22 protein-coding genes are annotated in these 23100 nt (G+C 66.0%); 9 read left to right on the plus strand and 13 right to left on the minus strand.

Going from position 1 to position 23100, the window contains the following annotated elements:
• Positions 1-145: 145 nt before the first annotated feature.
• Positions 146-325 (plus strand): hypothetical protein, encoded by a 180-nt coding sequence (locus ACWEO7_RS24930; RefSeq protein ID WP_452426523.1) that lies wholly within the window; start codon positions 146-148, stop codon positions 323-325.
• A 253-nt stretch (positions 326-578) separates the two neighbouring features.
• Positions 579-1637: a dTDP-glucose 4,6-dehydratase gene (locus ACWEO7_RS24935; RefSeq protein ID WP_452426524.1), complete on the plus strand. Its 1059-nt coding sequence runs from the start codon at positions 579-581 to the stop codon at positions 1635-1637.
• Positions 1638-1736: 99 nt separating this feature from the next.
• Here ACWEO7_RS24935 and ACWEO7_RS24940 read toward each other — a convergent pair whose 3' ends face one another.
• Genes ACWEO7_RS24940 through ACWEO7_RS24960 form a run of 5 tightly spaced genes read right to left on the minus strand, consistent with a single transcriptional unit; the run spans position 1737 to position 7408 of the window.
• Positions 1737-2540 carry a class I SAM-dependent methyltransferase gene (locus tag ACWEO7_RS24940; protein ID WP_452426526.1) on the minus strand — a complete coding sequence of 268 codons (804 nt, stop codon included), beginning with the start codon at positions 2538-2540 and terminating at the stop codon, positions 1737-1739.
• Between the two features lie 4 nt (positions 2541-2544).
• Entirely contained in the window at positions 2545-4167 is a 1623-nt protein-coding gene (locus ACWEO7_RS24945) for a carbamoyltransferase family protein (protein WP_452426527.1), read from the minus strand.
• The gene (locus ACWEO7_RS24950) at positions 4164-5108 is read right to left on the minus strand and encodes an NAD-dependent epimerase/dehydratase family protein (protein WP_452426529.1); all 945 of its coding nucleotides are present in this window, start codon (positions 5106-5108) and stop codon (positions 4164-4166) included. The genes ACWEO7_RS24945 and ACWEO7_RS24950 overlap by 4 nt, the downstream gene beginning before the upstream one ends.
• Before the next feature lie 6 nt (positions 5109-5114).
• Positions 5115-6224: a DegT/DnrJ/EryC1/StrS family aminotransferase gene (locus tag ACWEO7_RS24955; protein WP_452426530.1), complete on the minus strand. Its 1110-nt coding sequence runs from the start codon at positions 6222-6224 to the stop codon at positions 5115-5117.
• Positions 6221-7408, minus strand: coding sequence for an NAD(P)/FAD-dependent oxidoreductase (locus tag ACWEO7_RS24960; protein WP_452426532.1), 1188 nt, complete (start codon positions 7406-7408; stop codon positions 6221-6223). Before ACWEO7_RS24960 ends, ACWEO7_RS24955 begins: the two co-directional genes overlap by 4 nt.
• A 380-nt stretch (positions 7409-7788) precedes the next feature.
• Between ACWEO7_RS24960 and ACWEO7_RS24965 the strand changes: the two genes are divergently transcribed.
• On the plus strand, positions 7789-9003 hold the full coding sequence (locus ACWEO7_RS24965; protein ID WP_452426534.1) for a hypothetical protein: 1215 nt from the start codon (positions 7789-7791) through the stop codon (positions 9001-9003).
• A 247-nt stretch (positions 9004-9250) separates the two neighbouring features.
• Positions 9251-9658: a hypothetical protein gene (locus ACWEO7_RS24970; RefSeq protein ID WP_452426535.1), complete on the plus strand. Its 408-nt coding sequence runs from the start codon at positions 9251-9253 to the stop codon at positions 9656-9658.
• Between the two features lie 216 nt (positions 9659-9874).
• Here the strand turns inward: ACWEO7_RS24970 and ACWEO7_RS24975 are convergent, their stop codons facing one another.
• Positions 9875-10105, minus strand: a complete 231-nt coding sequence (locus tag ACWEO7_RS24975; protein ID WP_452426537.1) for a hypothetical protein — start codon at positions 10103-10105, stop codon at positions 9875-9877.
• A 169-nt stretch (positions 10106-10274) separates the two neighbouring features.
• Between ACWEO7_RS24975 and ACWEO7_RS24980 the strand changes: the two genes are divergently transcribed.
• Positions 10275-10910, plus strand: coding sequence for an AAA family ATPase (locus ACWEO7_RS24980; protein WP_452426539.1), 636 nt, complete (start codon positions 10275-10277; stop codon positions 10908-10910).
• Between the two features lie 16 nt (positions 10911-10926).
• Here the strand turns inward: ACWEO7_RS24980 and ACWEO7_RS24985 are convergent, their stop codons facing one another.
• The 3 genes from ACWEO7_RS24985 to ACWEO7_RS24995 form a co-directional block, all read right to left on the minus strand.
• A complete protein-coding gene (locus tag ACWEO7_RS24985) occupies positions 10927-11838 on the minus strand; it encodes a dihydrodipicolinate synthase family protein (RefSeq protein ID WP_452426541.1) in 912 nt (303 codons plus the stop codon).
• Between the two features lie 630 nt (positions 11839-12468).
• Positions 12469-13044, minus strand: coding sequence for an HD domain-containing protein (locus ACWEO7_RS24990; protein WP_452426543.1), 576 nt, complete (start codon positions 13042-13044; stop codon positions 12469-12471).
• A gap of 265 nt (positions 13045-13309) precedes the next feature.
• Complete coding sequence (locus tag ACWEO7_RS24995) at positions 13310-13951, minus strand: hypothetical protein (protein WP_452426545.1); 642 nt, start codon at positions 13949-13951, stop codon at positions 13310-13312.
• A 270-nt stretch (positions 13952-14221) separates the two neighbouring features.
• On the opposite strand from ACWEO7_RS24995, the gene ACWEO7_RS25000 reads away from it, so the two are divergent.
• The 3 genes from ACWEO7_RS25000 to ACWEO7_RS25010 all read left to right on the plus strand — a co-directional run bounded on the left by ACWEO7_RS25000 (position 14222) and on the right by ACWEO7_RS25010 (position 18207).
• On the plus strand, positions 14222-15787 hold the full coding sequence (locus ACWEO7_RS25000) for an RNA-binding domain-containing protein (RefSeq protein WP_452426546.1): 1566 nt from the start codon (positions 14222-14224) through the stop codon (positions 15785-15787).
• Between the two features lie 132 nt (positions 15788-15919).
• Positions 15920-16693: a TIGR02391 family protein gene (locus ACWEO7_RS25005; RefSeq protein WP_452426548.1), complete on the plus strand. Its 774-nt coding sequence runs from the start codon at positions 15920-15922 to the stop codon at positions 16691-16693.
• 758 nt (positions 16694-17451) lie between these two features.
• Positions 17452-18207, plus strand: a complete 756-nt coding sequence (locus tag ACWEO7_RS25010; protein ID WP_452426550.1) for a competence protein CoiA — start codon at positions 17452-17454, stop codon at positions 18205-18207.
• A gap of 185 nt (positions 18208-18392) precedes the next feature.
• Here the strand turns inward: ACWEO7_RS25010 and ACWEO7_RS25015 are convergent, their stop codons facing one another.
• From ACWEO7_RS25015 to ACWEO7_RS25030, 4 genes are all read right to left on the minus strand, one after another.
• Positions 18393-19013, minus strand: coding sequence for a hypothetical protein (locus ACWEO7_RS25015; RefSeq protein ID WP_452426552.1), 621 nt, complete (start codon positions 19011-19013; stop codon positions 18393-18395).
• Positions 19014-19599: 586 nt separating this feature from the next.
• The gene (locus ACWEO7_RS25020; RefSeq protein WP_452426554.1) at positions 19600-20346 is read right to left on the minus strand and encodes a hypothetical protein; all 747 of its coding nucleotides are present in this window, start codon (positions 20344-20346) and stop codon (positions 19600-19602) included.
• 117 nt (positions 20347-20463) lie between these two features.
• Positions 20464-20985 (minus strand): hypothetical protein, encoded by a 522-nt coding sequence (locus ACWEO7_RS25025; RefSeq protein ID WP_452426555.1) that lies wholly within the window; start codon positions 20983-20985, stop codon positions 20464-20466.
• 911 nt (positions 20986-21896) lie between these two features.
• A complete protein-coding gene (locus ACWEO7_RS25030; RefSeq protein ID WP_452426557.1) occupies positions 21897-22058 on the minus strand; it encodes a hypothetical protein in 162 nt (53 codons plus the stop codon).
• 488 nt (positions 22059-22546) lie between these two features.
• Between ACWEO7_RS25030 and ACWEO7_RS25035 the strand changes: the two genes are divergently transcribed.
• Complete coding sequence (locus ACWEO7_RS25035; protein ID WP_452426558.1) at positions 22547-23080, plus strand: hypothetical protein; 534 nt, start codon at positions 22547-22549, stop codon at positions 23078-23080.
• The last annotated feature ends 20 nt before the right edge of the window (positions 23081-23100 follow it).

Here is a 23100-nt window from a genome sequence, read left to right on the forward strand (position 1 = left end):
CGACCACCACGAAGCCATGGTCTACATCGCCACCATCATGACCATGTCACGCCGACTCACCCGAGCGTGACCGAAGTTCCCGGACGCTCACTAAGATCGGCCGCAAGCACCGTACCGGTCGGTATGGCGAGATAGGCTCACCGGCATGGTGCAGGTCGGCGACAAGGTGCACTTAGTGGCGGGCGGGGTCTCGGTGTTCGAGGTCCTGGAATTCGAAGACGAGGATCATGTGCTCGTCCAGGCGGTGCTCGACTCGCCCGGCAGCTACCCGTTCAGCGTCCGCACCGACAGCCTCGTGCCAGCCGAACCGGCGGCGGAGTACTGAACGCTCGATCACCGAGCTTGTGACCTGAGCCCAAGCTGAGTAGTTCCTATCATCGCGTTCGTAAACGCGGTGTCCGCGCGACGCGCGCAGCCATCAGTTCGGCGCTGGGTCGATGTCCGCGGCCAGGTCGTGAGCTGTACGCCGAGTTGGTCGACGGCGGCTGCGCCGCTACCCCGGACCACGAACCAGACGAGGGTCAGTGGCGGTGTCTGAGGGCTCCGTGGAGGCTAGGGGTCGGCTAGGCTAGCCAGCCATGGCCGTCTACCTCGTCACCGGCGCCGCGGGCTTCATCGGCGCGAACTACGTGCATTTCCTGCTGGGCCGGGAGCCGGAGGCGCGGGTGGTGGCGGTGGACTATATCGGGTTCGCCGGGAACCTGGCCAACTTGGACCCGGTGATAGAGCGGATCACCTTCGAGAAGGCTGATATCGCCGATCTCGAGGTGATGGAGGCGATCTACCGGCGGTATCGGCCGGATTTCGTTGTCAACTTCGCCGCCGAGTCCCACAACGACCGCGCGATCCTGGGCCCGTCGGCGTTCATGCGGTCCAACGCGCTGGGCGCGCAGGTGATGGCCGAGGCCAGCCGTCTGGTCCCGGTGCGTTCGCATGTGCATGTGTCGACGATCGAGGTGTACGGGGAGCTGCCCCCGGGTGATAAGTGGTTCACCGAACGCAGCCCGCTGAACGCGAAGACCCCGTACTCGGCAGCCAAGGCGGCCGGAGATCAGATGGTGCGCGCCTACATGGCGACCTACCCCGAAATGAACATTCGGTTGACCCATTGCGCGAACAATTTCGGGCCGTATCAGCTGCCGGAGAAACTGATCCCGCTGGCTGTGACGAACGTGCTGCGGGGCCGCAAGATCCCGGTCTACGGCGACGGGCTGCAAAGTCGTGACTGGCTGCATGTGCTGGATCATTGTGAAGCGGTGCACCGGGTGTTGCATGCGGAGCTCGGGCCGATCCCGAAGGCGGCGGCGACCGATCCGGGGCTGTTGCCGATCTTCGACATCTCGGCGCGTCAGGAAGTGACGAACCGGCAGATCGCCCGCATGGTGGTGACCGAGCTGGGGCTGGATCCCGAGGAGTGGATCGAGCATATCGAGGATCGGCCGAATCACGACCGCCGCTATGTGATTAATCCAGAAAAGCTCGAGAGCGAGCTGGGGTGGCGGCCGGTACGTCAGTTCGAACCGGAAATCGCCGCGACGGTCCGCTGGTACCGCGACAACCGCGAGTGGTGGGAACGCATCCTCGCAGATAAGGGCGAACTCGGGTTCAACTGGAGTCAGGTGGGTTCGGCTCGATAGCGGCGGACGGCGTGCCGGGCGCACGCCTGGCAGCGTTGATCGGCTGATGCGTGTGGACCCTGGTCAGCCCGGGACTTCGGTGCGCCCCTTCTGTCTGGGCTATCGGGTGCTGGTGAACACGGTGTAGCCCTTCGCGTCGTGCCACGACCTGTCGTTGTTGGCCGTGAACCACGACCGCACCTCGGCCTCGACTCGGGCAAGGATCACGTCGTGGTGCGGGTTCTGAGACGGTACTTCGCAGGTGAACCGCAGGATGACCTGGGCGTATCGCATCAGCGATTCCACGCTGGGGAACAGCAGGGCGTTGTCGCGGCGGTGGACGGTCACGTTGCCGAATGTGGCCTGCATCAGTGGCGCCACAGTGGCTGCGGTGACCGAGTCCGGCTGGGCGGGCTTCGCGGCCCAGACCGCTGAGGCCGGCCGTGGGGTGAATCCGAGCGGTGCCGCGTGGGCGGCGACCAGGTCGTGGATGCGGGGCGCTGTCGGGGTGTGGTTGATGCTCACGCAGACCCGCCCGCCGGGGCAGGTTACCCTCCGCAGTTCGCGCAGCGCGTGGCCTGGGTCCGGTAGGTAGTACAGGACATGCTTGGCGGCGGCCCGGTCGAACACCGAATCACCGAACGGCAGGTCCTCCGCGCTGGCTCGGTATGCGTGTAACCCGCGGGTGCGGTTGGTGGCTTCGACCGCTTCGGGCCGGATGTCGATGCCCACCAGGTGTCCTCGATGACCGCTGTGGAGTATGTGACGCAGGAATTCGCCCGTGCCGCAGCCGACGTCGAGGATCCGCTCGCCTCCGGTGAGCGCGAGCGCGTCGGCCACATCGCTGTCCAGGTCGTAGGGGTGTTGGGAGTAGCGCTTGTGGATGGTGATCTGGTCGGCCAGCAGCTCGAGCGAGTCGTCCATTCGCTCAGTGCCTGTCCTTGGTGATGATGTAGGAGCCGATCACCAGTGCATCGGCCGGGCACGATCCGAAGAACGCCAGGGCGTGGGCCGGGTCGGCGACGATCGGCTCCCATCCGGAGTTCAGGCTGGTGTTCAGCACCGCGGGCACCCCGGTGAGCTGATGGAATTGTTCGATCAGCCGCCGATACACGCCGGGACCGGGCGGCACGCTCTGGGGTCGGCTGGTGCCGTCGACATGCGTGGCCGCCATGATCGGGGCACCGTCGGCGGTGGGCAGCGTGAACGACATGAACGGAGCGCGAATATCGCTGCGGCCGAACAGATCTGGAAGGTGCTCGGCGAGCACCGACGGCCCGAAGGGCCGGAACTCCTCGCGTCGCTTGATGCGGTTGACCCGTTCCCGCATCGCCGCCGAAGACGGGTCGGCCAGCAGCGACCGGGCACCCAGCGCACGGGGCCCGAATTCCATGCGGCCGCAGAACCAGGCGACGATCTGTCCCCCGGCTAGCAGTTGCGCCGCGCTGGCGGCGGGGTCGTCGGTCGTCCGGTAGGTGATGCCGCATTCGCGCAGTACCGTTTCGATCGTGTCATCGCTGTAGGCCGGGCCGAGGCGTGTGTCCTCCAGCCGGGGCGGGCGGTGGCCGTGGGCGGCGGCGACTATCAGCGCTGCGCCGAGGGCGGTTCCGGCGTCCCCGCAGGCGGGAGCGGCGTACACATCGGCGAAGCCGCCGTGGGTGAGGAGTTTGCCGACGGCGACGGAGTTTTCCATGACCCCGCCGGCGACGCACAGATGTGTGTCGTCGGGCTGGCGGTGTCCTTCGGCCAGTTCCCGCACCGCGGTTTCGATCGCGGCTTGGGCGGTGGCGGCGACGTTGGCGTGTTCGCGGTGCAGCGCGCCGCCGGGCAGTCGCCGGGGCGGGAAGCCGGGCAGGGTGTCCTCGGCGATCATCGGCAGCTGATCGGTGTGAAACAGCGGATGCCGGTGGAACACCTCCCGGTGCAGCAGGCTGGTGTTCAGGTGCGGGTGCCCGGCATCGATCGACAGCAGCGGCTGCTGGTGGTAGGGGACGCCGTGGGCGGCCAAGCCCATGACCTTGTATTCGTCGTGCTGGCTGCGATACCCGAGGTATTGCGTGACAGCAGCCGCGAATAAGCCGATCGAGTCGGGAAACGGCACGGTCTCGACCGGGGTGAGTGTGCCTGCGTCGCCGCGGAACACCGCCGCGCAGATCCCGTCTCCGGCCTGGTCGGCGGTGACCACCAGGGACTTGTCGAAACCCGATACCAGATACGCTGATGCCGCATGCGCGAGGTGATGATCGACGTATTCGACCGGGGGCACGTGCCCGAACTGGTACCACAGATACGCCTCGAAGCGGGGATTGAAGTCGCGCCAGGTGGCGCGCGGGAATGCGATCACATCCACCTCGTGCATGCTGATTCCCGCTTCGCGTAGGACGTAGCGGATTGCATGGTCGGGCATGAGCCCGACGGCATGCTTGTAGCGCACGAACCGCTCCTCCTCCGCGGCGGCGACGATCCGGTCGTCGTGGATCAGAACGGCGGCGGCGTCGTGATCGGCGCGGCCGAATGTTCCGTGAATGCCCAGCACATACACCCGACTCACCCTTCACTCGCGGCGAGCTGCCGGTAGTCGGCGATGGTGCGGTTTAAGCCCTCGCGCAACCCGATGCGCGGTGCCCAACCGAATGCGGCGCGGGCCTTGGCCGCGGTGGTGATCTGGCGTTGCGGGTCGCCGCGGCGGCCCGGGACGAAGTCGATGTCGGTTGCGGGTCGACCGGCCTGGTCGAGTACATGGCTGACCAGGTTGAGCACGGTCCATTCACTGCCGGTGCCGATGTTGAACGTTTCGCCGTGCACGTCACGGTTGGTGAGCGCGGCAGCGACGAGGAGTTCGCACACGTCGGCGACGTGGATCCAGTCTCGCCGCGCCGACCCGTCCCCGGCGATACTGATGCGCTCCCCCGCCAGCGCGCGGGTGATCGCGACCGGCACCAGCCAGCCCGGGTATTGGTCAGGGCCGTAGATCGTGACCGGCCGCAACACCACCACTGGAAGCCCTTCGCTGGCGTGGAATGCCGACAGGTACGCCTCGAACGCGGCCTTGGCGGCGGAGTAGATGGTGGTGGGCCGGACCGGGTCGGTCTCGAGCAAATTCTGGGAGTCGTTGAGGCCGTAGACGTCGGCGCTGGACATGAACAGCAGCCGCCCGATCCCCGCGTCCGACAGCGCCCGCAGGTAGCCGATCGGGTCGTCACCGACACCGTCTTGCGGGTGCGCGGCAGTGTTGACTTCCGCAGCCAGGTGGATCACCAGATCCCCGGCGCCGATGAGCCGCTCCGCCACCCCGGGGGCGTAGATGGAGGTCTGCTCGAAGCTCACGCGCTCATCGGCGAGGATCCGAGGGGGGATCTTCTGCACCCCGTACTGGAGCGGATCCACCAGCACCAGCCGGTCGAAGCGCTCGAACGCGGGATCGCGGTGGATGCGGCGCAGCAGGTTCACGCCGATGAATCCGGACGCTCCCGATAACACGATGTTGGCCAATGGATTTCACCCCTTGCAGATGATGTTGATGCTGGTCGTGACGGCGTCGATGACCCGGTCGACGGTGGTGGTGTCCATGCCCCGCCACAGCGGCAGGCAGATGTGACGGGCAGCGAAGTCATCGGCCGTCGGGAATCTGTCGCCGGTGTTCAACTCGGCGAACACCGGCTGGACATGCAGTGGCGCCTCATACACTCCGCGCGCCAGTTGCACACCGCGCTCCACCACCGTGCGGCCGAGTCGCTGTCGGTCGATGCCGGGGCCGAGCAGCGCCACGCATTTGTGGCCGCTGACCCGCGAACCGCCGCTGATGGCGGGGAAGGTGAGGCTGTGTCCGTCCAGGTGAGTGGTGTAGCGGTCGATCACCCTGCGGCGGGCGTCGATGTCGGTATCGAGGTGGTCGAGTTGTGCGAGACCGGTCGCGGCGCCGATCTCGGTCATTCGCCAGCTGTTGCCCGCGACGATGTGGCGGCCTTCGCGGTCTTTGCCCTGATCGCGGTACATCCGGGCCATCTTGTTCAGGTCCGGGGCGTTGGTGGTGATCGCGCCGCCCTCGCCGCCGGTGCTGACCACTTTCGTCGCGAAGAACGACCAGGCCGCGGCGTACCCGAAACCGCCCGCCGGTCGTCCTGCCAGATCCGAGCCGTGGGCGTGCGCGGCGTCCTCGATCAACGGCACCCCGGCCCGCTCACACAGCCCGGCCAGGCGCGGCAGATCCGGGGACACGTAGCCGCCGATGTGCACGACCACCACCGCAGCCACCGTGGGAGTGAGCAGCCGTTCGAGATCGGCGAGGTCCGGATACAGACCCGAGTCATACAGCCGCACCCGCGCGCCCGCGTGCAGGGCTGCGGCCGCGGTCGCGTAGTTCGTGTTCGCCGGGACCAGCACGACGCGGTCTCGGACATCCAGGGCCTGGAATATGATCTCCAGCGCGGTGGAGCCAGAGTTGACCGCGACCGCATAGCGCGCGTCGGCCATGTCGGCGACGGCCGTCTCGAACGCTTCGGTGTGCGGGCCGAGTACCAGCCGCCCCGAGCGCAGGATCTGCTCGACCGCCGCCAGCACGGTAGCGATCTCGTCGGCCGCAAGCGCCGCAGTGAAGGGTGGGATCATCGCGCCTGCACCTCTCGGTGCGCGGCCCACGGGGACACCGCGACCAGCTCGGCGGCCTGGCCGTCGGAGAAGGGGTGCTGGACAGGCATATCCAACGGCGTTCTGCTGCCGGTTATGTGGGACACGACGTCGCGGGATGCGTGCATCGATAGGGTCATCTTGCCCGGCAGCACAGTCCACAGCCCGCGGATACCTTCCTTCGTGCAGTGGTCGATGACCGCGTAGTTCGGTGCGGTGCCCCACTGATCCCGCTGTGCCCCTGTGTGCTCGGTTTTCGAGCACACCCACGCGACGCCACCGTCGTGGTCGATCACGCCCGGCGCGAACCATTCCCTCAGCTCAGCGTCGAGGGCGGCGACCTCCGTGGCCGGGACCGGCCAGCGGCCCGGCCGGTCCACCCACCGCTGTACGCCGCCATAGCGTGAGGCCAGCACGGTCCCGGCCGCCGCGGCGGGGGCCAGTGCCGGCCAGCCGAACTCCAAGCCGATGATCGGGCGCGGCAACTGTCCTGGGTAGGCCATCATCATTTCCAGCCGCGAACGCAGTTGTGCGCCGATCACCGAACCGGCGGTCTCCAACAATGGTTTGGTGCCGATTCCCGCGCAGACCACGACATTCGGTGTGCTGATGGGTCCTTGTGCGGTGTCGATGGCCTGGACGCCGCCGTTGTGGACGACGATGCGGTGAGCGCCCGTGGCCACGGCGATCTCCACGCCCAGGGCTACACACCGTGCGGCGAGTTCGCCCAGCAGCGCGCGGGTATCGATGACCAGCTCACCGACAGCGCACGCTGCAATGTCGCGTCCCTGGTCGCGGAGGAGTCCGCGAATCTCCGGCGTTGCGACGGTGTGGTGGGCGATGCCGTGGCGCCGCCACAGGGTTTCGTAGGTGTGCAGAGTCTCCGGACGCGCCAAGTACCAGCAGGCCTCGGTGGTGACCACGCATTCGGGAAACGAGGACTGGTAGGCGCTTTGCGCCTGCCGACACGCGGCGACGATCTCCGGATGCCAGCGCGCATACAGCGCGCCGGAGTGGATCATGCCATGATTACTGGTCGTCGCACCGGATCCCAGCAGTCCGCGCTCGAGCAGCACTACCGTCCACCCGGCAGCGGCGAGACGCGCGGCGGTCATCAACCCCGCGATACCGCCGCCCACGACGACGCAGCCGACCGTGCGTGTCATCTTCGACCACCTTCCCTGCCTTAGTTGGAGGACACCAGGCGCCGGGGCACTCACCGGATACGCATGTGATTCACCGGCGTCACCCACGGGGAGCACGCGGTGGTTCGGGGCGCAGGCCCGGCGCCTGGTGCTGGATCCAGCCTCGCGCAGCGAATGTGCCTGGGCGACAGCGTCGATCGAACAAACGGATGTGCGGAATCTGCGGTCGACACCACCGCAGGCGGCCTACAGTGTGTCCCGTATCAACGCCTATCGGCGTACATCAAGGGATGGCCATGGCCGACAGTTCACACTTTGCGTGGAATACACCCGAGTTCCGTGCTTTCCTGGCTGCCAGACGCCCAGGTCACGCGTTCATGTTGGTCCGCAAAGCAGCGGGCATGACCCAGGCCGGGTTCGGTGATCTCATGAACTGGGACCGCACCCACGCCGGACGTGTCGAACGCGACGAGGTCGCCACGATCTGCGACATTTACCAGATGGGCCGCACCGCCGATGCCCTGGGCATCCCGCGGCTGGCGTTGCTGCCCGCCTTGCTCGAAACGTCCGACGTTGGGAACATCGAAATCACCGACAGCGAAGGAGCCGACGTGGACCGTAGGCAGTTCGGGCAGGCCAGCGCATTCATCCTCGCCGCCGCCCTCACCACCACCCCGGCCGCAGCGACCTCCCACGCTGCGGCTGCCCGACTCGTGGGGTCCGACCACGTGCGCTACCTGGCCGATGTCGCCGACCAGCTGTGGGCACACGACAACGACTTCGGCAGCGGCGGCCTCGTCCAGACTGCGCTCGACCAGTTCGCCACCGCCAAACAACTGCTCGACCACGCCGACTACGATCCACGTACCGGCACCGAACTCGCCGCGGTCGCAGCAAATCTCGGCCTGGTCAGCGGTTGGCTGGCCTACGACAGCGGAGACCACGCCACCGCCGCCACCTGCTACAAGGACGCGCTGATCCTCGCCGAACGCGGCGGAGACGACTCACTGGCCGCCGACATCATCGACGCCCTACGGCAGCAGGCATGGACCGGCGGCCGGATGCGTGAAGCCCTGCAACTGAGCCTGCGCGCCAGCGACCGCAGCCGCCACGACCCCTCCGCCCGCCTGCAAGCACTGCTCGCCGCCCGCGAAGGCGTCGCCTTCGCCGCTATCGGTGACCGCAGCCAATGTGAACGCGCCCTCGCCGCCGCCTGGCGCCAGGTCGATCGCGGCCTCGACGACGCCAACGACCCGATCCGGCTGCACTACATCACCGAATCCGAGATCCGCACCATCGAAGCCCACGCCCGCCGCTACCTCGGCCAGCACGACAAAGCCGTCACCATCTACCACAGCAGCGTCATCAGCGGCACTCATCCACTTCGCGACGAAGCGTCCTACCGGGCCTACTACGCAGCCTGCCTCGCCCTCCTCGGCGACACCACCACGGCACTCACCGAAGGACTCACCGCCCTCACCATGCTCGAAGGGCCCGTGCAGTCGGCCCGCCTAGTCAACGAACTGCGCCCCGTCTACCGCGCCGCGCAGCAATCCCGCAGCAATGACGCCGACCAGTTCAGAACCCGATTCGACACCCTCATTTCGGCCGCGTAGGTCATCGCCAGACACCATCAACTGACCCGCGGTTCGAACACGCAGCAACGATCTTCGCCTCAACCGCACCGTGACCCGGCACCTACGGTCCTGCGCCAGCAGACGAGGACCAACATCGCTCGCTCGGCTTCTACTTGCCGAGTCCGCTGACCGACTCACCTCTACGGCACTGGATCCACCGTCGCGGTAAATTCCTCAGTGGGGGCGGGTCACAAGCCCGCCGAGGCACCAACGGGGAGGAATTCTGATGGGGAGCGTGTACGAATCCGATCTGGACGACGAGCGCGTCATCGACGAGTACCGCGGAACACCCGAGTGGGAGAACGAAGACGGCGACTTGGCCGAACACGGCCAAATCTCCGAGGTTGATCTACGCCTGCTGGGCTACCGCAAAGAGGACCTGGAGGCAGTATTCGGACCTCGAACCGAGCGGACCGAGGCGGGCCGACCGGTGTGGGACCTCGAGCACGTCAAACAGGTGGAAGCTGAGCGGTTCGGGCCGTTCGCCGGACGGATCAAGAAGCGCATGATGGCTTTCGACGATCTCGATGCCGCCTGTGACGACCTGGAGGAACTCTTCACCACGATGGCTTGCTCCGCACAGCCCGACTGCGGCCAAAAATCTGGAGATCCGGGACAAATCGCTGCCGGGTAGCGTTTGAGACGGGGTGTGGTGGGCGGTGCAGCAGGTGGGTGCCGGGCACTGCCGTTGATCGCGCGCAGCCACTGCACCCCCCGAGCGCGACGGAAATAGAACGCGGCTGGCGCCTCGTATGTCGCTGCGGCAGCGACACCGCGATCGCCTGGCCCTCATCGACGCCACCTCCGCCGCCAGTATTGCTGAATCCAGCATCGCGCGCGGTGCGCGCGCTCAGTCACGATTTGTGAAGGCCGCCGCGCCTGCTGCGCGCGCGACACGCGCGTCGCCGTACCGGACCGCGCGTACAGACCAGCGCTCCGCCGCGCGCCAGCCGCTGACACAGGGCCTGAGGAGCATCGCGTTGAGCGCAGCGGCGAGCGAGACATGGACGTGATCGACGACCGGGACGACATGCTGCGAGCACGGGACGACGAACCCGGTCTGCACGTCGATCACCATCATCGGTATCCCGCCCACTTAGTAGGCTGCTGCGGATGAGTGGACTCCTCGCCAGAGCCCCTGCCTTTAGACGACGCCCGAATCGACAGAAAAAGCTGCAGCACAGTGCATTTCGCGAGAAGCGACCATTCGGCTCCGCGACTTCGCGAATGTCTTGTGGTGGACTGATCACATGACAGATGATCACCCAGCACTCAGCACCGCCTTGCCCCAGCCGGTGGCCGGGGCGCTGCGCGACGCGGTCACCGGACTGCACTCCTGTGGCGCTGTCGTCGTGGCAGGATTCCCGGGGTCTGGGAAGTCGACGGCCGCCGCGTATCTCGCGAACGTGTTGGGTGCCCCGGTGCTGGACAAGGATCGGTTCGCGCCGTTGCTGGAGCAATCGGTCATGCGGAAGTTGACCGGCGATCCCCACGATCGCGACTCCGATACCTACCGGACGCTCGTGGGGCCCGGTATCTACGACGGGCTCATCCGGACCGGACTCACCGTCGCCGCTACACACCCGGTCGTGCTCGATGCCCCGTTCCTGTCCACCATCCGCCATGCCGCCACGCGCGAGATGCCGCTGCGTGATCACCTCCGGGATTACACTGGCCTCCCGGAATCGGTTCCTCTGGTGACGATTTGGCTCGATGCGGCCGAGCCGGTGATCCGCGCGCGGATGATCGCGCGCGACGCCGAACGCGACGCACCCAAGCTGGCGGACTGGGAAATCTATCGCAAGGAAGTGCTCGACAGCGGAGTCCGCGCCCTCGCCCACGCCTTCTGTGACCTCGTCATCGCCACCTCCCCCGCCGAGGGATAGCCGTCGGGGCGGGCGGTCACTGACGAGAGTCGGCGCGCAGCGCGTCGATCGCGGGCAGCGTCTGACTGCGGAGCAATCGTTCGATGCGGGTGCGCTGCTGCTCGTCGACACCCACCAGTGGCGCCCGTACCCGTAGGGGGAAGCCGGGCAGCCGTGTGGCTGCTGCGGCCTTGGCGAACGCGATGTCTGATAACCCCATCGCCTTGCGGGTGTCGCTGTAGGTATCGAAGACCCGCTGCCAGCTACTCGCCGAGGCTTCATCACCAGCCCTGGCGGCTGCGGTGATCGCGACCGGCAGCTCGGCGACCGGTCCGCCTGCGCCGGTGACGACCCCGTCCAGGCCAAGTTCAGCCAGCCGCGCGGCGGCGCGGTCGTCACCGACGAGCACCGACAGCCGCGGGCAGCCTGTCTTGTACGCCCGGGTGATCGCGAGATCCTTACCCGAGTCCTTGACACCAATCAGCTGCGGGAACTCCCCCGCCAACCGTGCCACCACCACCGGGCTGACCGGGTTACCGGTGTGGCGTGGGAAGTTGTACACCAGCCAAGGCAGCGCGATGCCGGTCATGGCTTGGCGGAAGAACTGCTCGATGCCGGACTCGGGCGCCTCGGCGAAGAAGTACGGCGCGATCACCGCCACCTCGTCGGCATGCTCCGCGGCATGGCGCGCCGCCGCGCGGACATCGGCCACCGCCGTCGCCCCGACATGCGCGATCACCGTCCCCGCCCACTCGCTGCGGCAGTACTCGAGGACGCAACGCCGCTCACCGGCGGTGAGACCGGCGAACTCCCCACTGGTTCCGTTGACCAAGATCGTGCCCACCCCTGCGGACGCGAGCAATCGAAGGTAGTCGGTCAACGCCGCAATGTCGATCCGCCCAGAGGCCTGGAACGGCGTGAGAACGGCTACGACCGCAGAATCCACCATCTCCTGATTCAACCGCGAACGGCAGCCGCAACGACCAGCGGCCGCTCCGGCGAGTACGGCAACTGCACCCGCAGGAATCGGGAAGCCGCAGTCCTGCCGCGTGGTGTGGAGCGAGCTGTGGCCGGATGCCGTTGCGCTGGTGCTGTGACGTGCCAAGAGGTATCCCCAAGTTACCGGCCCTGGGGGGTGCCCGACACGCTGTCCTGAGGACATCGCGACCCGGATTCGGTTACGAGAAGTTGATTGCTGCGGCGGTGGTCGTGACAGCCAGATGTGGTGGTCGACTATGAGCGTCGCTAGAGCTACACGGGGGTGACCGCGCGCAGTGCGCGCTATATGCGCGGTGCGCGCGCCTGCGCAGAAGGGCGGGCGGAATCGTCGACGGTCCGTGTGCACCGCCATGCACAGTGCGCGCGGAGGCTCTTAGTTCGGCGCCAGGAGCGGATGGCAGGCTGACAGCCACCTGCCTGGTTGCGTGGCAAGAAGTGGTCGCCGAGCTGGAATGCGTCCTAGCTGGCCGGCACCAGAAACTTCGGCACAGGGACCATGTCCGACGCGAAAAGATCCCCATCGACGACTATCTCGCCGCTTGCTGGCCCTTGGCGGTGAGCGAGGTGAGTGCTCACTCGCCTATTGGCGCCATTTGAGTGGCGAAGTGACTTTGGCGGCATCGGCGATCTGGATCGCGGTGGTCGTTTTCAGCTTGGTGTAGGAGTCGTGGATCCATTCCTCCATCAGCGTGTTGCCTGCTGCTTGGTATTCGAGGGCCTGGATGAGGCATTCGAGCCGGTCGGCGTCGCGGGCGCACACCGCTTCGAGAGTGGCTTGGGCCTCGAACTCGGCGACGGTGCGTTGCAACGCTTCCCGGGCGACTTGCGGTAGTCCGGCGACCTGGGCAGCGGTCACCTCCTCGTGGCTGGCGACGGTCATGAAGGGCGTGGAGGTCTTGTTGTTGTCGCCGGTGCGGGTTTCCTGACTGTCGTGCCAGACCGCCATATGGGCGGCCGCGGCCGGGTCGCCGCCCTCGACGGCGGCGATGATCGAGGCGAGTTGCGCAACTCGGCAGGTGTGGTCAGCGACCGATTCCGGGTTGGGTATGTGGGCTTGGCGCCAGCCTTTGCGGGGTTCGCGTTTAAGGTTGCCCAGCTCGAAGGCGAAGGCGGCGATTTCGGCTGCGGCGTTGGGGCCGAGCTGTTGTGCATCCATAGGTGTTCCTCCGCGTCATCGGCTGGACATGCGTACTGCGTAAGCCACGTTAGCCAGATCGTGGCGGGCCTGGGGCATGAGTTCGGGGTCGCCGCTCATTCGGTCGAGCGCGGCTCGGGTCGCGGTGCGCAGGGCGGGGTTGGCGGCGGTCAGGTGCGGGTGGCTGGCGATCAGGTCGGCGAGGGTGTGGGCGTAGAGGTCGGCTTGCCCGGTGCAGTGGCCTCACCACAGGCCGTGCGAGGGGTCGGCCGCACCGGCGCTGTTGCTACGCAGTTTCGGACAGTCCGGACCTGTCCCAGAGTGTGAGTGTTGCGATGAATCCATGAGCCGACGGTGTTGGGTACGGCATCACCGATCCGGGATCGACCGTGTTGCGCTGCGCTTTCTCGGTCAGCTTTGCGGCCAGCGGCACCATGAATCTTTCCCAGATGGTGTTGTGGAGCAGGATGACGTGTGCACGGAACTTCTCGGCCAGTTGCTCATCGTCCTGAGGTCCGATGTCAGTCTCGATCACCAGCTTCAGCGCGCTGGGTGTCAACGAGGCATCGACGCAGAGCAGTGCGTCGACCGACTCGAACGCAGCATCTGCTCGGTGCGCGACATGCCCGTGTCGCCACTCCTTGATGGTGTCGTGAAAGTTCGAGGCGTCTGGATCGCCTGACGCTGCGAAAAGCCCGGCAAGGTCGATCTTTCTCCGACGGGTACTCTGACCGACACGACCGTAGCTGATTACCGCCGCCTCCCACAGAGCTCTGCGCACAAACAGATTGGACGGCGTGACCGGAGTATTCAGTCGTGCTTCCAAGACAGAGTCGGCATGGCGGAGATCCAGCCACGCCGATCCCCACTTCCGCAGGACATCCGCATCAACGCTGTCCAATGACGCACACTGCTCGATCCGATCCACGGTCGAATACCACCACATTCAGGCCACCAACCGATACCGGCTTTTCGTGCCGAACCTTGATGCGTCGCCGTGTGTGCTGGCGGCGCGGGTCCCGTGACCGGTCACCTGCGTCCCGGTCGGTGGTCTGCTCAAAGTCGTCGGCGAGGTCGATGTCGCGCGAGGATCGAGCTTTCGGAAACGTCGAGTCGTTGCCTGCGCCGCTGGCGCCGCGTCGACCTTGCCCCCGGACCCGGCCCCAGACGTCGGAGCGCTACGTTGCAGCACATGGGAATGCCTGCCGCCATCGTCGTCGAACCGGTTGTCTCGGAAGAGAAGGTCAAGGCACTACTTGCGCTGGGCACCGAACTGATGAACCTGGACTACAAGAGCGAAGTCGACCTCAACGACCACCCTTCGTTGGTGGAGTTCGCGAAAGATGTCGCCGCCATGCGGGCTTGCGGCGGCTACATCGTGATCGGCGCCGATGACCAGGGCCAGCTGACAGGCGACATGACTGAGCCGCTGGCCAAGCAGTTCGACGAGGCCAATCTGCGGCAGAAGCTGGAAAAGTTCCTCCACCCGACCCACGTCATCCCCGCCCAGCATGTCGTGAACGGATCGCACGTCGTGCTGGTGTATGTGCCCCGCCACCCGCTCGGCTTCACCGTCGTGAAAGCGCTCGGCGAGTACCCCAAGCACGGAAAGCCGAAGCACGTGCTTCGTCCAGGCGATGTGTTTCTCCGGCGTGGCACTTCCAGTGTGCGGTGGGAAGAGGCCGAGGTCGAGGATCTGCTCGCTGCGCGTGATGCCCGACTGCGCGAGCAGCATCGGCAGGAATTCGCTGCTACTGTTGCCGCGATCCAGGCTGGCGCGCAAGGTCAGTCCATTGCTCATGGCCCAGCGCAGGCGCTCACGTGGCAGCTGGATAAGGCGTCGTTCGACGGTGCCGTTCTAGAGATGCTGCGCCAGCGTGATCTGGTGCCGGTGCGGCTGCTGCTCCTCGGAGCGCCCGGTGATGCCTTGGCCGCAGCCGACCGCGAAGACATCGACGAGTACCGAACGATCCTCGACCGGTTGATCTCCCTCGCCGGGATCGCGCTCACCCTCGACCACGATGACACCGCGACCTCGGTCATCGACCAGCTGGCGAAGATCTACTGCTACCCACCCGTGCCGCGGCACACCGATCCCAAGCTGCTGGCGCTGCTGTGGCTCGAAATAGTCTTCCGTGCCGAAGCGCTGGGCGGTCTCGCGGTATACCTCGGCAAATGGGACATCGTCCGCAGGCTCGCCCTGCAACCCTCGCCCGAGGCGTTCTGGCCGACCTGGCTCCGACACGGTCTGACCATGGGTTACCGCAGCGAACTCTTCCCGAAGATCAACGGGCAAAACGAACTCGGTGGCTTGATCCCGCCAGCGCGCCGAATCACCCACCACCTGCCAGCTCTGCGACCATACGTCGTGGACGACAGCGGCTACGAGGCCGAGCCTGGCACTGCCATCCCCGACCGCGATCAGGTGCTGGATGCGCTCTGCGGTTTCGACGCGCTGGCAGCGCTCATCGTCACTACCCGGCCCGGCCGCCGCGCCGGGGAACAAGACAGCGGCTACTACCCTTCGTTCGGCAACTACTACTCCCGACGTTCAGAACCCTGGTGGGCAAAGCTCGCCACCGACCACCACTTCCGCACCGCGTTGCTGGGCGAGGTCAACGACGAAGCGCTCGGCGACGCCATGCTGGAAGTCGCGGAATCGACCCGACACATGGGAGTCGGTGGTTTCGGTATCTGGTCGACAGAGACCGAGCCAGTCCAACAAGCGATCAAAGCCGCAAGGCAGCGGTCGATCCCATCGTGAACCCACGGCCGTGTGTCGGCATTCCGTCCGGAGGTTGTGCGAATTGTGGTGGCTCACCAGCCCACCGTTACGGCAAGATCGCACGATATGAGCACTGCGTCGGTGAAGAGAATCCCGATCTTCGACATCACGATGACCGAGTCGATCGCCGATGTCCTCGCTCAGACCGACTACCCCGGACTGACCAACACCGAGATCGACAGATTGCTCGAGCAGATTCGGATCACCAGTGACGGCGGCAGCAACAAGCGTGACCGGCTCTATCGCACCCTCCATAACGTCCAGGTCCGTCAGGGCTGTGGAAATGCGCTCGGCGGATTCGTTGCACGCGCGATGGCGCCCGCGCGATACGTGCAAGATCAGCGCCGATGGGAAGCGTTGCGCGATCAGCTCAACGCGGTATTGATCCTGCACGGCTACTTCGTCACCGACAACGGAAAACTTGCCCACGGCGCCAAGGCCGCCACCCTGACCGAGGCCGCGAAACTGGCAGGCGAGCTGCGTACTGAGCTGATCCGGCGTGACACCCACGCCGTGTTGCTGCAGTACACCGAAGAGGAGGTGATCGTGAAGGATCTCTTCCACGCGATGAGCGAAGCCGCGAAATCGGTGCCCGACCGTGTCCGCGCGCTTACCGGGATCGGCCTCGATGGAGCCGAACTGTACGACGAAGCATTCGGCACCAACCGCATCCAGCCGAAACTGTTCATCAACAGCTTCGATAACGCCTCGCTGATCAGCGAGCACAGAGGGTTCAAGAACCTGCTGCTGGGAGTGCATGGCCACTACCGAAATCCGCGTGCCCACACCACACGCCACGGCTCAACCGAAGCCCGCATCGACTTCTACGACCTGTTCAGCCTTCTGTCCTACATCCACCGCCGACTCGACACCAGCCGCACCTGAGACGCGCGGCTCTCGGTGCATGCCCACGAATGGCGGCGATCTGTGCGCTGGGCCGGGCCGTCGAACGGCAGGTGGTGCCCGCGCCCGCGGTCCGTGTTGCTGGACCGCTTCACCGCGCACCCCGACGGCGCTGTCGACCCAGCGCAGTCCAGCGACCGCGATCACCGTTCCCCCCGCCGTATGGCCGGACAGCTGTCTCATCCCGCGTGCTCGGCGCCGATCAGCCTGTGCCGGGGGTGCTCGCCCCAGCCGTGACCGAGTAACCAGGTCTGCACGGGTGCTGGACCGGGGCGAGTTTTATCAGTGCGGCGGCCAGGTCGGCTGCGTGGGCCGACGTACATCTTGCGGACTTCCACCACCGCTGTCTGCTGGAGGTAAGTCCTGTATCCGCCGCAGACGATTGGGTCGCCGCCGGAAGAGTAGGCCACAACGAACAGTCCGCCCGGCGGCTGGAATTCGTATGGATTGTCGGGGTCGGGCGGGTCGTCGAAACCGACTATCTCGCGGCGCTCGTTCCGACCAGCCCGAGCGGGCGCCACGGCAGCCTCCGCCCGTCCGCCAGCGGCGCTGCAACTGCCCGTGGTTCGCCGTGAGCTGCCGCGGCGCAGCCCGTGCTCCCTGTGTCGAACGATCTCGGTACTTCTGCAGTCGAATGGCGATCGAGGCGAAGTCGTTGGTGGAGAATTGAATTGGTAGCAGGCCGTTGGCGCTCGCCGACGGAATCGAGAGTTGGACTATTGCGGCCCAGGGGGTTTGTTGTGCTCGTTGCCCGCGACGCCAGCGGAGACAAGGCGGAGGCATCACGGGATCTGCCAGCGGATGAGTTCACGTGTCCGGCATGTGCGGGGCCCGTGCTGCTGAAGCGGGGCCGGGTCAAGGTTGCGCACTTCGCGCACCTGCCCGGCTCGGACTGCTGGAGCGAACCAGAGAGCGTGACCCACCTGCGGGCCAAGCAACTACTGGCCGCACGTTTCCGCAGCCAGGGCTACGAGGTCAACCTTGAGGAGGTCCACCACCGGCACGGCCGCCGCGTCGATGTCGCTGTCACCGTGCCCGCCCGCGCGGGGTCAGCTCGTGTGGCTGTCGAGATACAAGATTCGGCGATCTCGGTCGAGGACATGAAAGCCCGGACTCGCATCGATCGTCGGCTGGGGTTCCTGCACACCCTGTGGGTGTTCACCGACCAACGTGCACAGGTTCTGCTGGACATCGCCCAGGCTCCCCTCGAAGAAGGAATCGAAACCCGCGTGCCTCGTGAACTCCTCTGGGTCGATAACCGCCATTACGAGGGCATTTTCGTGCTCGACGTTGACACCGAAACGGTCTGGAACCTCCAGTTGCATCCGGTACACGAACGCGAGAGCTACGACCAGGACGCGCAGCCTCACTACTACAGACCCCGCACCCTCAAGCACATCACTACCAGCCCTGCCACATTCGCGCTGAGCTGCCGCCCCGGCCGCTACGACAACGAGTGGGCTGTCATCTTCACACCCAGCAGCGCAGCCTCATAGGCAGAGTCCCGCCCAGACGCCGAAGGGGCCCAGCAGCGAACTCGCACCGTTCCTGGCCGTACCCGGCCGATCCTGCCACCGTGCTGGTGTGGACCGCCGGGCGCTACCGTAGACGGTGCGCACGACGGTCCGCCAAGACCCCCCTGTTGATCGAGGGCACCCGGCAACACAGATCATCCGTACCATCAGCCGTCGATGACCTTGCGCAGGCTCTTCTCGTTACTGTCGTTCAACCCGTAGGCAAGCAGGTAGCTGACGATGAAATCGTTCGTGTAGCCGGCGGCGCGGATGTCCGAGGTGATCTGAGGGACCAACTCTCGGACGAAGTAGTTGTGCTTCCAGTCGTGATAGCCGTTGTTGCCGTACTGCACCAGTTGTTCGAACAACGAAAGGACCTCATCTGTGGGAGGTTCTGCAGGGGTGCCGGAAAGAGCGTCGACGGCCCGTACTGCGGAGGCCCAACCTTTGAGGTCCGCCAGGCCCGAGGCGGGCGGACCCTCCAAGACCGCCACAATGCCGCCCTTGGCCACGGACACCGCCATCGCCATCTCTTTGACAGTGGGGTAGTCGACAAACGCCAACCCTCTTCGTAGATGCAATTTCTGGGATTTGGGTGTCACCGTGCGGTCGTTGCCGAGCCCGAACGGCGTTCCGCCCAAGGCTCCGGCGACGCGGACAGCGTCGGACAGGTTCCCGCCTTCTGATTCGACCCGGCTCATCAGCGCCGACTCATGCTCGGCGCGTGCGGACGGGTTTCCCTCTGCCCACGGAATCCAGACACCCTGGTGCTCGATGGTTAGTTGCATTGGACCAGTCAACCTCATCCACCGACATGCAGGTGGCAACGCCGCCGACGCCGCCCACCAGCGGCCGTGGCGCTGGGGAACGTGAGTGACCGGGAACTCCGACTGGTCCGATCAGCAGTCGGTGGCCAACGAAGCCGCCGATGCCCGCAGCGCCGTCTGAGCCAAATCCGAATCCCTCAAGGCGGAGATCTACGTTCGAAGAGCAACGGCCCGGCGGCGCGAAGAACGTCCGCAACCGGTGGTAGACCGGGCGACCGATCGGCGGGAAGTCTCGAAATGCTCGAACTGACCAAACCGTGCCGTCCGCTGCGGACCTGACACAGCTTTCAACTCCGGTTGTATCTTCAAGGAAGCGACGACAGCGGCAAACTCAACCTGCCCCACGACCCAGCGGTTATCCACAGTTGGCTACACGGGGATGATCCCGGGCGTGCACGTCGTCGCCCTACTCGGCGCCGTCGGCCCCGCACACGCGGGGATGGTCTGGCCATATAGCTCGCCGGTCCGACGCCTCGGCCCCGCGCGTCGGGGATGCTCCGCGGGGCGAGATCGCCGAGAGCTGCTGCTCCGATGGGTTCGTGGACGGTTAGCGTCCGCGTGCTTCGCGCTGGTGTTCGCGTGCGAGTGCGCGGGCTTCACGCCCGGCGCGGGTGGTGCCGGTGCCGGGGGTCGGCGGCTGCCGGTTCAGCTCTTCGGCAGGTGGCGGCATGCTCACAGCCAGGATGCGGGCGACGTCGGGCGGTAGCTTCGCCAGTAGTTGCGCTTGAGCTTGCAGGATGCGGTCCAGCTGTTGCTGGCGGGCGTTCTCGGCTGCCTTCTGGGCTTCTTGGCGTTCGAGTGCTCGCTGTACGGCGTTTTGGACGCGCGCTTTCGCCTCCTGCTGCCGTTGTTGCTGCTGGCGTATCAGCTCCGGTACGTTGTGCATCTCACGTTGCACTCCGCGCGCCTGCTGCTCGAGTGCCCGGCCGAGTTTGCGTGCCTTCTCGGCTTCAGCGCGGGACACCTCCACCATCTGGAAGCGCTCGGGGAAGTCGCGTCGCAGCCCGTCGAGTTGCTTGCGGACTGTGGGATCCGCGGCCCCTACTCGCATCACCCAAGTGCCCGTTGCGTGTGGGTCGCGGGTCAGTACTTCCCGGTCCAGGCGGATTTGGTTGAGGGTGTGGGCGTCGCCACGGATTACGACACCACTTTTGTACTCGGTGAAGTCCCGGCCACCCTGCTCGTTGACGCGGGCGGTGTCGTGAACTCGCGTGTTTCCCTTGCCCTTACCGAGTTCAATCTTTGCCTCGTGGCGCCACCCGTTCGCGCGGGTTTCGCCGCGTTGCTGCGCCATCCCTCGATGGAAGTGGCGGCCACGGTCGCGCGCTTTGCGGGATCGTTCGCTTCGGCGACGTCTCTCGTCCTCCTCGGACATCCTCGACCGTCCCCCCGCCGCCGCACCCGGTGCCCACTACCGTGGGTGCGCTCCCGAATCGCAGTAATCGTCTATGCGGTCGGCGATATCGTCGGTGAAACCATCAGCGTGTTCGATCATCGACAGCAGCATGTCCACCGGGTTGTCCACCTCGGAGGTGTAGTCGTAGCAGACCGACGGCCCGATCCCGTGGTACACCGGGGTGCCATTGGAGGGCACGTTGACCATCAGCCCGCCAGCGTTGCGGACCAGGTACTCGGTCAGGTAGCAGACGAGTTGGTCAGCGGTAACGGCGTTGTCTTCCAGCGCTTCCCGAGTCGGGAACAGTGCGAACGCACAGTGTTCCACCCATTCGAGCATGGAGGGGGTGTAGCGTCCGGCCGCGGGCCGTGGTGGCACGCTCTCACCGGTCGTGAAGTCCTCGGCGACCGGGACCGCAGGGAGGGTTTCGTCGAAGAGTGTGTCGATCTGGGTGTAGCAACGACGCAGATCAGCCCACTCGCCCCACTCGGGAGCGAGTTGAGCTTCTGCGTCATAGACGGATGCGAGATCGGCCATGCCTCATCCCCTCGATACGTTGCTGCCGCGATTGGCTTTGATCGTATCGGTCCCGGTGGTCATCGACCGCCGAAATCGTCCCCCGACCACACCAAGCGCCGCGCCTAGTCGCTGGGCAAGGTTGCCACGCTGCTGCGTCGCATCTGCTTCCCCGTCCGCTCTGAGCGAGACGGTCTTGCCGCTTGACTTGGGCCGATTGTCTCACCGCGCGCGGCGCGCGCTCATTATGCGGGTAGTGGACGCGCTCGGTCTCGTGATTTTGTCGCTGGCTGGTCGATACAGGGCGCGCGCGATGCTGTCTACCTCTGTTGCATCTTGGTCGCGGTCGAACCGAGTTTGCCGGCCGAGAGATGCCGACGTTGGATGCTGGAGCGGCGGCAGGGGAAGCAGGTTCCTCGCCGCTGCGCGCGTGCAACGCGCGTTGCCTGGCTGCCCCAGCACACCGGCTGGCACCCCTGGGCCGGTGAAATCCGGCTGCCCGCGCGTGGCCTGTTACAGAGTCGCGCGCCAGGTACGACCGGGCACAGCGGAGACTGAGCATGCACATCGTGCGCGGTGGATGGATCGACAGGGCAACTCGCTCACCACGTCGGCGAGCACGACGCGCACGCTTCTGCGCTTGTTGCGTTAACGGCTGGCGCATGCGCCCGCGAAGCGCCGATTCTGCACGCGGTCGTGCGCGGCGACACGAGGTGGCCGCGCACGACGGGCGCGCCGGATGCCCCCGATGTGACTGAGCGCGCACCGCGCGCAAGTTCGAATCGAGTACGCGATCGGAGCGCAAGCCGCCCGTGCTCGCGCTAGCGGCCCTCCCCGGAGTGGCCCTCGGCCGTCTCGGTGAACCATCGACCACTTCGCCTGCGGCGTGGGCTGCCGCTGGTGCCGCGGTACGGATGTTGCACGACGCGCCGTCACCGCCCCAGCCCGGTCGAAGCCGTGACGAGATCGTATTGCAGCTCGACGGCGAGCGTGCGTGGCTCGCCACGAACGATGTTCTCCCCGCCGATGTCATCATTCGCACCCGCAGGATCGCCGAGGCCGCGCTGCGGCCATCGACGCCTGTGTTCACCCACGGCGACAATCTACGACCTCGCCACTCTGACACGAGGAGCACCTCGATGACGTGGTGGTTGCCGATCGGAACGAACTGCTGGTGAGCGAGCTCTACAGCGACTTAGACCAGCTGCCCCGCGCTGAGTGACCCATTGGAATCGCGTCTCGGAAGACCGGCCCCGACCCAGTCGCCTAGCTCGGTCACCGATTCGGCGATTCGCAGCCCACAATACGTCCTATGTTCAGCGTGTCTCCGGACCCACGGCACCATACGCACGATCGGTGACGTGAGTTTGTGCCCGGTATAGCCCGTCCGCAGATCACGCCCCGGTGTCGCTGCCGAGCGACCCAGCGAGGTGATCCGATGTGCGTTGGCCCGAGAGGCAGTAGAGTCACCTGCTGGCGCTGAAAAGGACTGCGTTACATACATATTGGGTTGTGGATGGCATGGGTCCAGCGCGGGACTTTCCACTGCTGTCCATGATCTGGGGCGGAAGGGGGGCCTTCGGTGGACAACGGCTTGGGGCCATTGCCGGATATCGCGACCGTCATGCGAGTGTTCGCGCGGGCCTCGGAGTCGGGGATGGCCGCTGCAAGTGATTTTCGTGGCGGGATACTCGAATCGCTCGTGGGCCTTGTGGATGCGCATCGTCGCATGGCTGCGGCGCAGCCGAGATGGCGCGACGTGGAGGTCGTATGGGCCTCGGAGCAGGTCCCGGTGTTGTCTGCAGCCGGTGCCGATCCCTTCGCTGGTGCGTGGGAGGATGCGCAGCGGCATATGCTCGACATCGACCTCGTGAGCTGCGAGGTCCTTGGAGATCCGAATGCTGAAGCGGTGGAGCATCATGAGGGCTTGGGCGCGGTTTTCGGGCGGATGGTCCACCTCCACAGGGTCTCGTTCAATCCGTTCGTACTGGACGGCCCGGCAGGCAGGAACCGCCAGCAGCTCGGCCGTGCGTTAGTAGCCTACGAGGGCCTTGCGCGCGAGTTAGTCAGCGGCAGAGCGTATTTGCCTTCGCCGTTCGCGCGACCGGACTCGTGATCCAGCACGGTGCAGATACG

This window comes from Nocardia sp. NPDC004260 (assembly GCF_053603155.1).

Excerpts from the sequence above, each read along its gene's own strand:
- ACWEO7_RS24965 (WP_452426534.1), top strand. The coding sequence starts at position 7,789 with ATGACCCAGGCCGGGTTCGGTGATCTCATGAACTGGGACCGCACCCAC.
- ACWEO7_RS25005 (WP_452426548.1), top strand. The coding sequence starts at position 15,920 with ATGACCGAGTCGATCGCCGATGTCCTCGCTCAGACCGACTACCCCGGA.
- ACWEO7_RS24940 (WP_452426526.1), bottom strand. The coding sequence starts at position 2,540 with ATGGACGACTCGCTCGAGCTGCTGGCCGACCAGATCACCATCCACAAG.
- ACWEO7_RS24990 (WP_452426543.1), bottom strand. The coding sequence starts at position 13,044 with ATGGATGCACAACAGCTCGGCCCCAACGCCGCAGCCGAAATCGCCGCC.
- ACWEO7_RS24975 (WP_452426537.1), bottom strand. The coding sequence starts at position 10,105 with ATGATGGTGATCGACGTGCAGACCGGGTTCGTCGTCCCGTGCTCGCAG.
- ACWEO7_RS24970 (WP_452426535.1), top strand. The coding sequence starts at position 9,251 with ATGGGGAGCGTGTACGAATCCGATCTGGACGACGAGCGCGTCATCGAC.
- ACWEO7_RS25020 (WP_452426554.1), bottom strand. The coding sequence starts at position 20,346 with ATGGCGCAGCAACGCGGCGAAACCCGCGCGAACGGGTGGCGCCACGAG.
- ACWEO7_RS24955 (WP_452426530.1), bottom strand. The coding sequence starts at position 6,224 with ATGATCCCACCCTTCACTGCGGCGCTTGCGGCCGACGAGATCGCTACC.
- ACWEO7_RS25025 (WP_452426555.1), bottom strand. The coding sequence starts at position 20,985 with ATGGCCGATCTCGCATCCGTCTATGACGCAGAAGCTCAACTCGCTCCC.
- ACWEO7_RS24935 (WP_452426524.1), top strand. The coding sequence starts at position 579 with ATGGCCGTCTACCTCGTCACCGGCGCCGCGGGCTTCATCGGCGCGAAC.
- ACWEO7_RS24930 (WP_452426523.1), top strand. The coding sequence starts at position 146 with ATGGTGCAGGTCGGCGACAAGGTGCACTTAGTGGCGGGCGGGGTCTCG.
- ACWEO7_RS24960 (WP_452426532.1), bottom strand. The coding sequence starts at position 7,408 with ATGACACGCACGGTCGGCTGCGTCGTCGTGGGCGGCGGTATCGCGGGG.
- ACWEO7_RS25000 (WP_452426546.1), top strand. The coding sequence starts at position 14,222 with ATGCCTGCCGCCATCGTCGTCGAACCGGTTGTCTCGGAAGAGAAGGTC.
- ACWEO7_RS24980 (WP_452426539.1), top strand. The coding sequence starts at position 10,275 with ATGACAGATGATCACCCAGCACTCAGCACCGCCTTGCCCCAGCCGGTG.
- ACWEO7_RS25015 (WP_452426552.1), bottom strand. The coding sequence starts at position 19,013 with ATGCAACTAACCATCGAGCACCAGGGTGTCTGGATTCCGTGGGCAGAG.
- ACWEO7_RS24985 (WP_452426541.1), bottom strand. The coding sequence starts at position 11,838 with ATGGTGGATTCTGCGGTCGTAGCCGTTCTCACGCCGTTCCAGGCCTCT.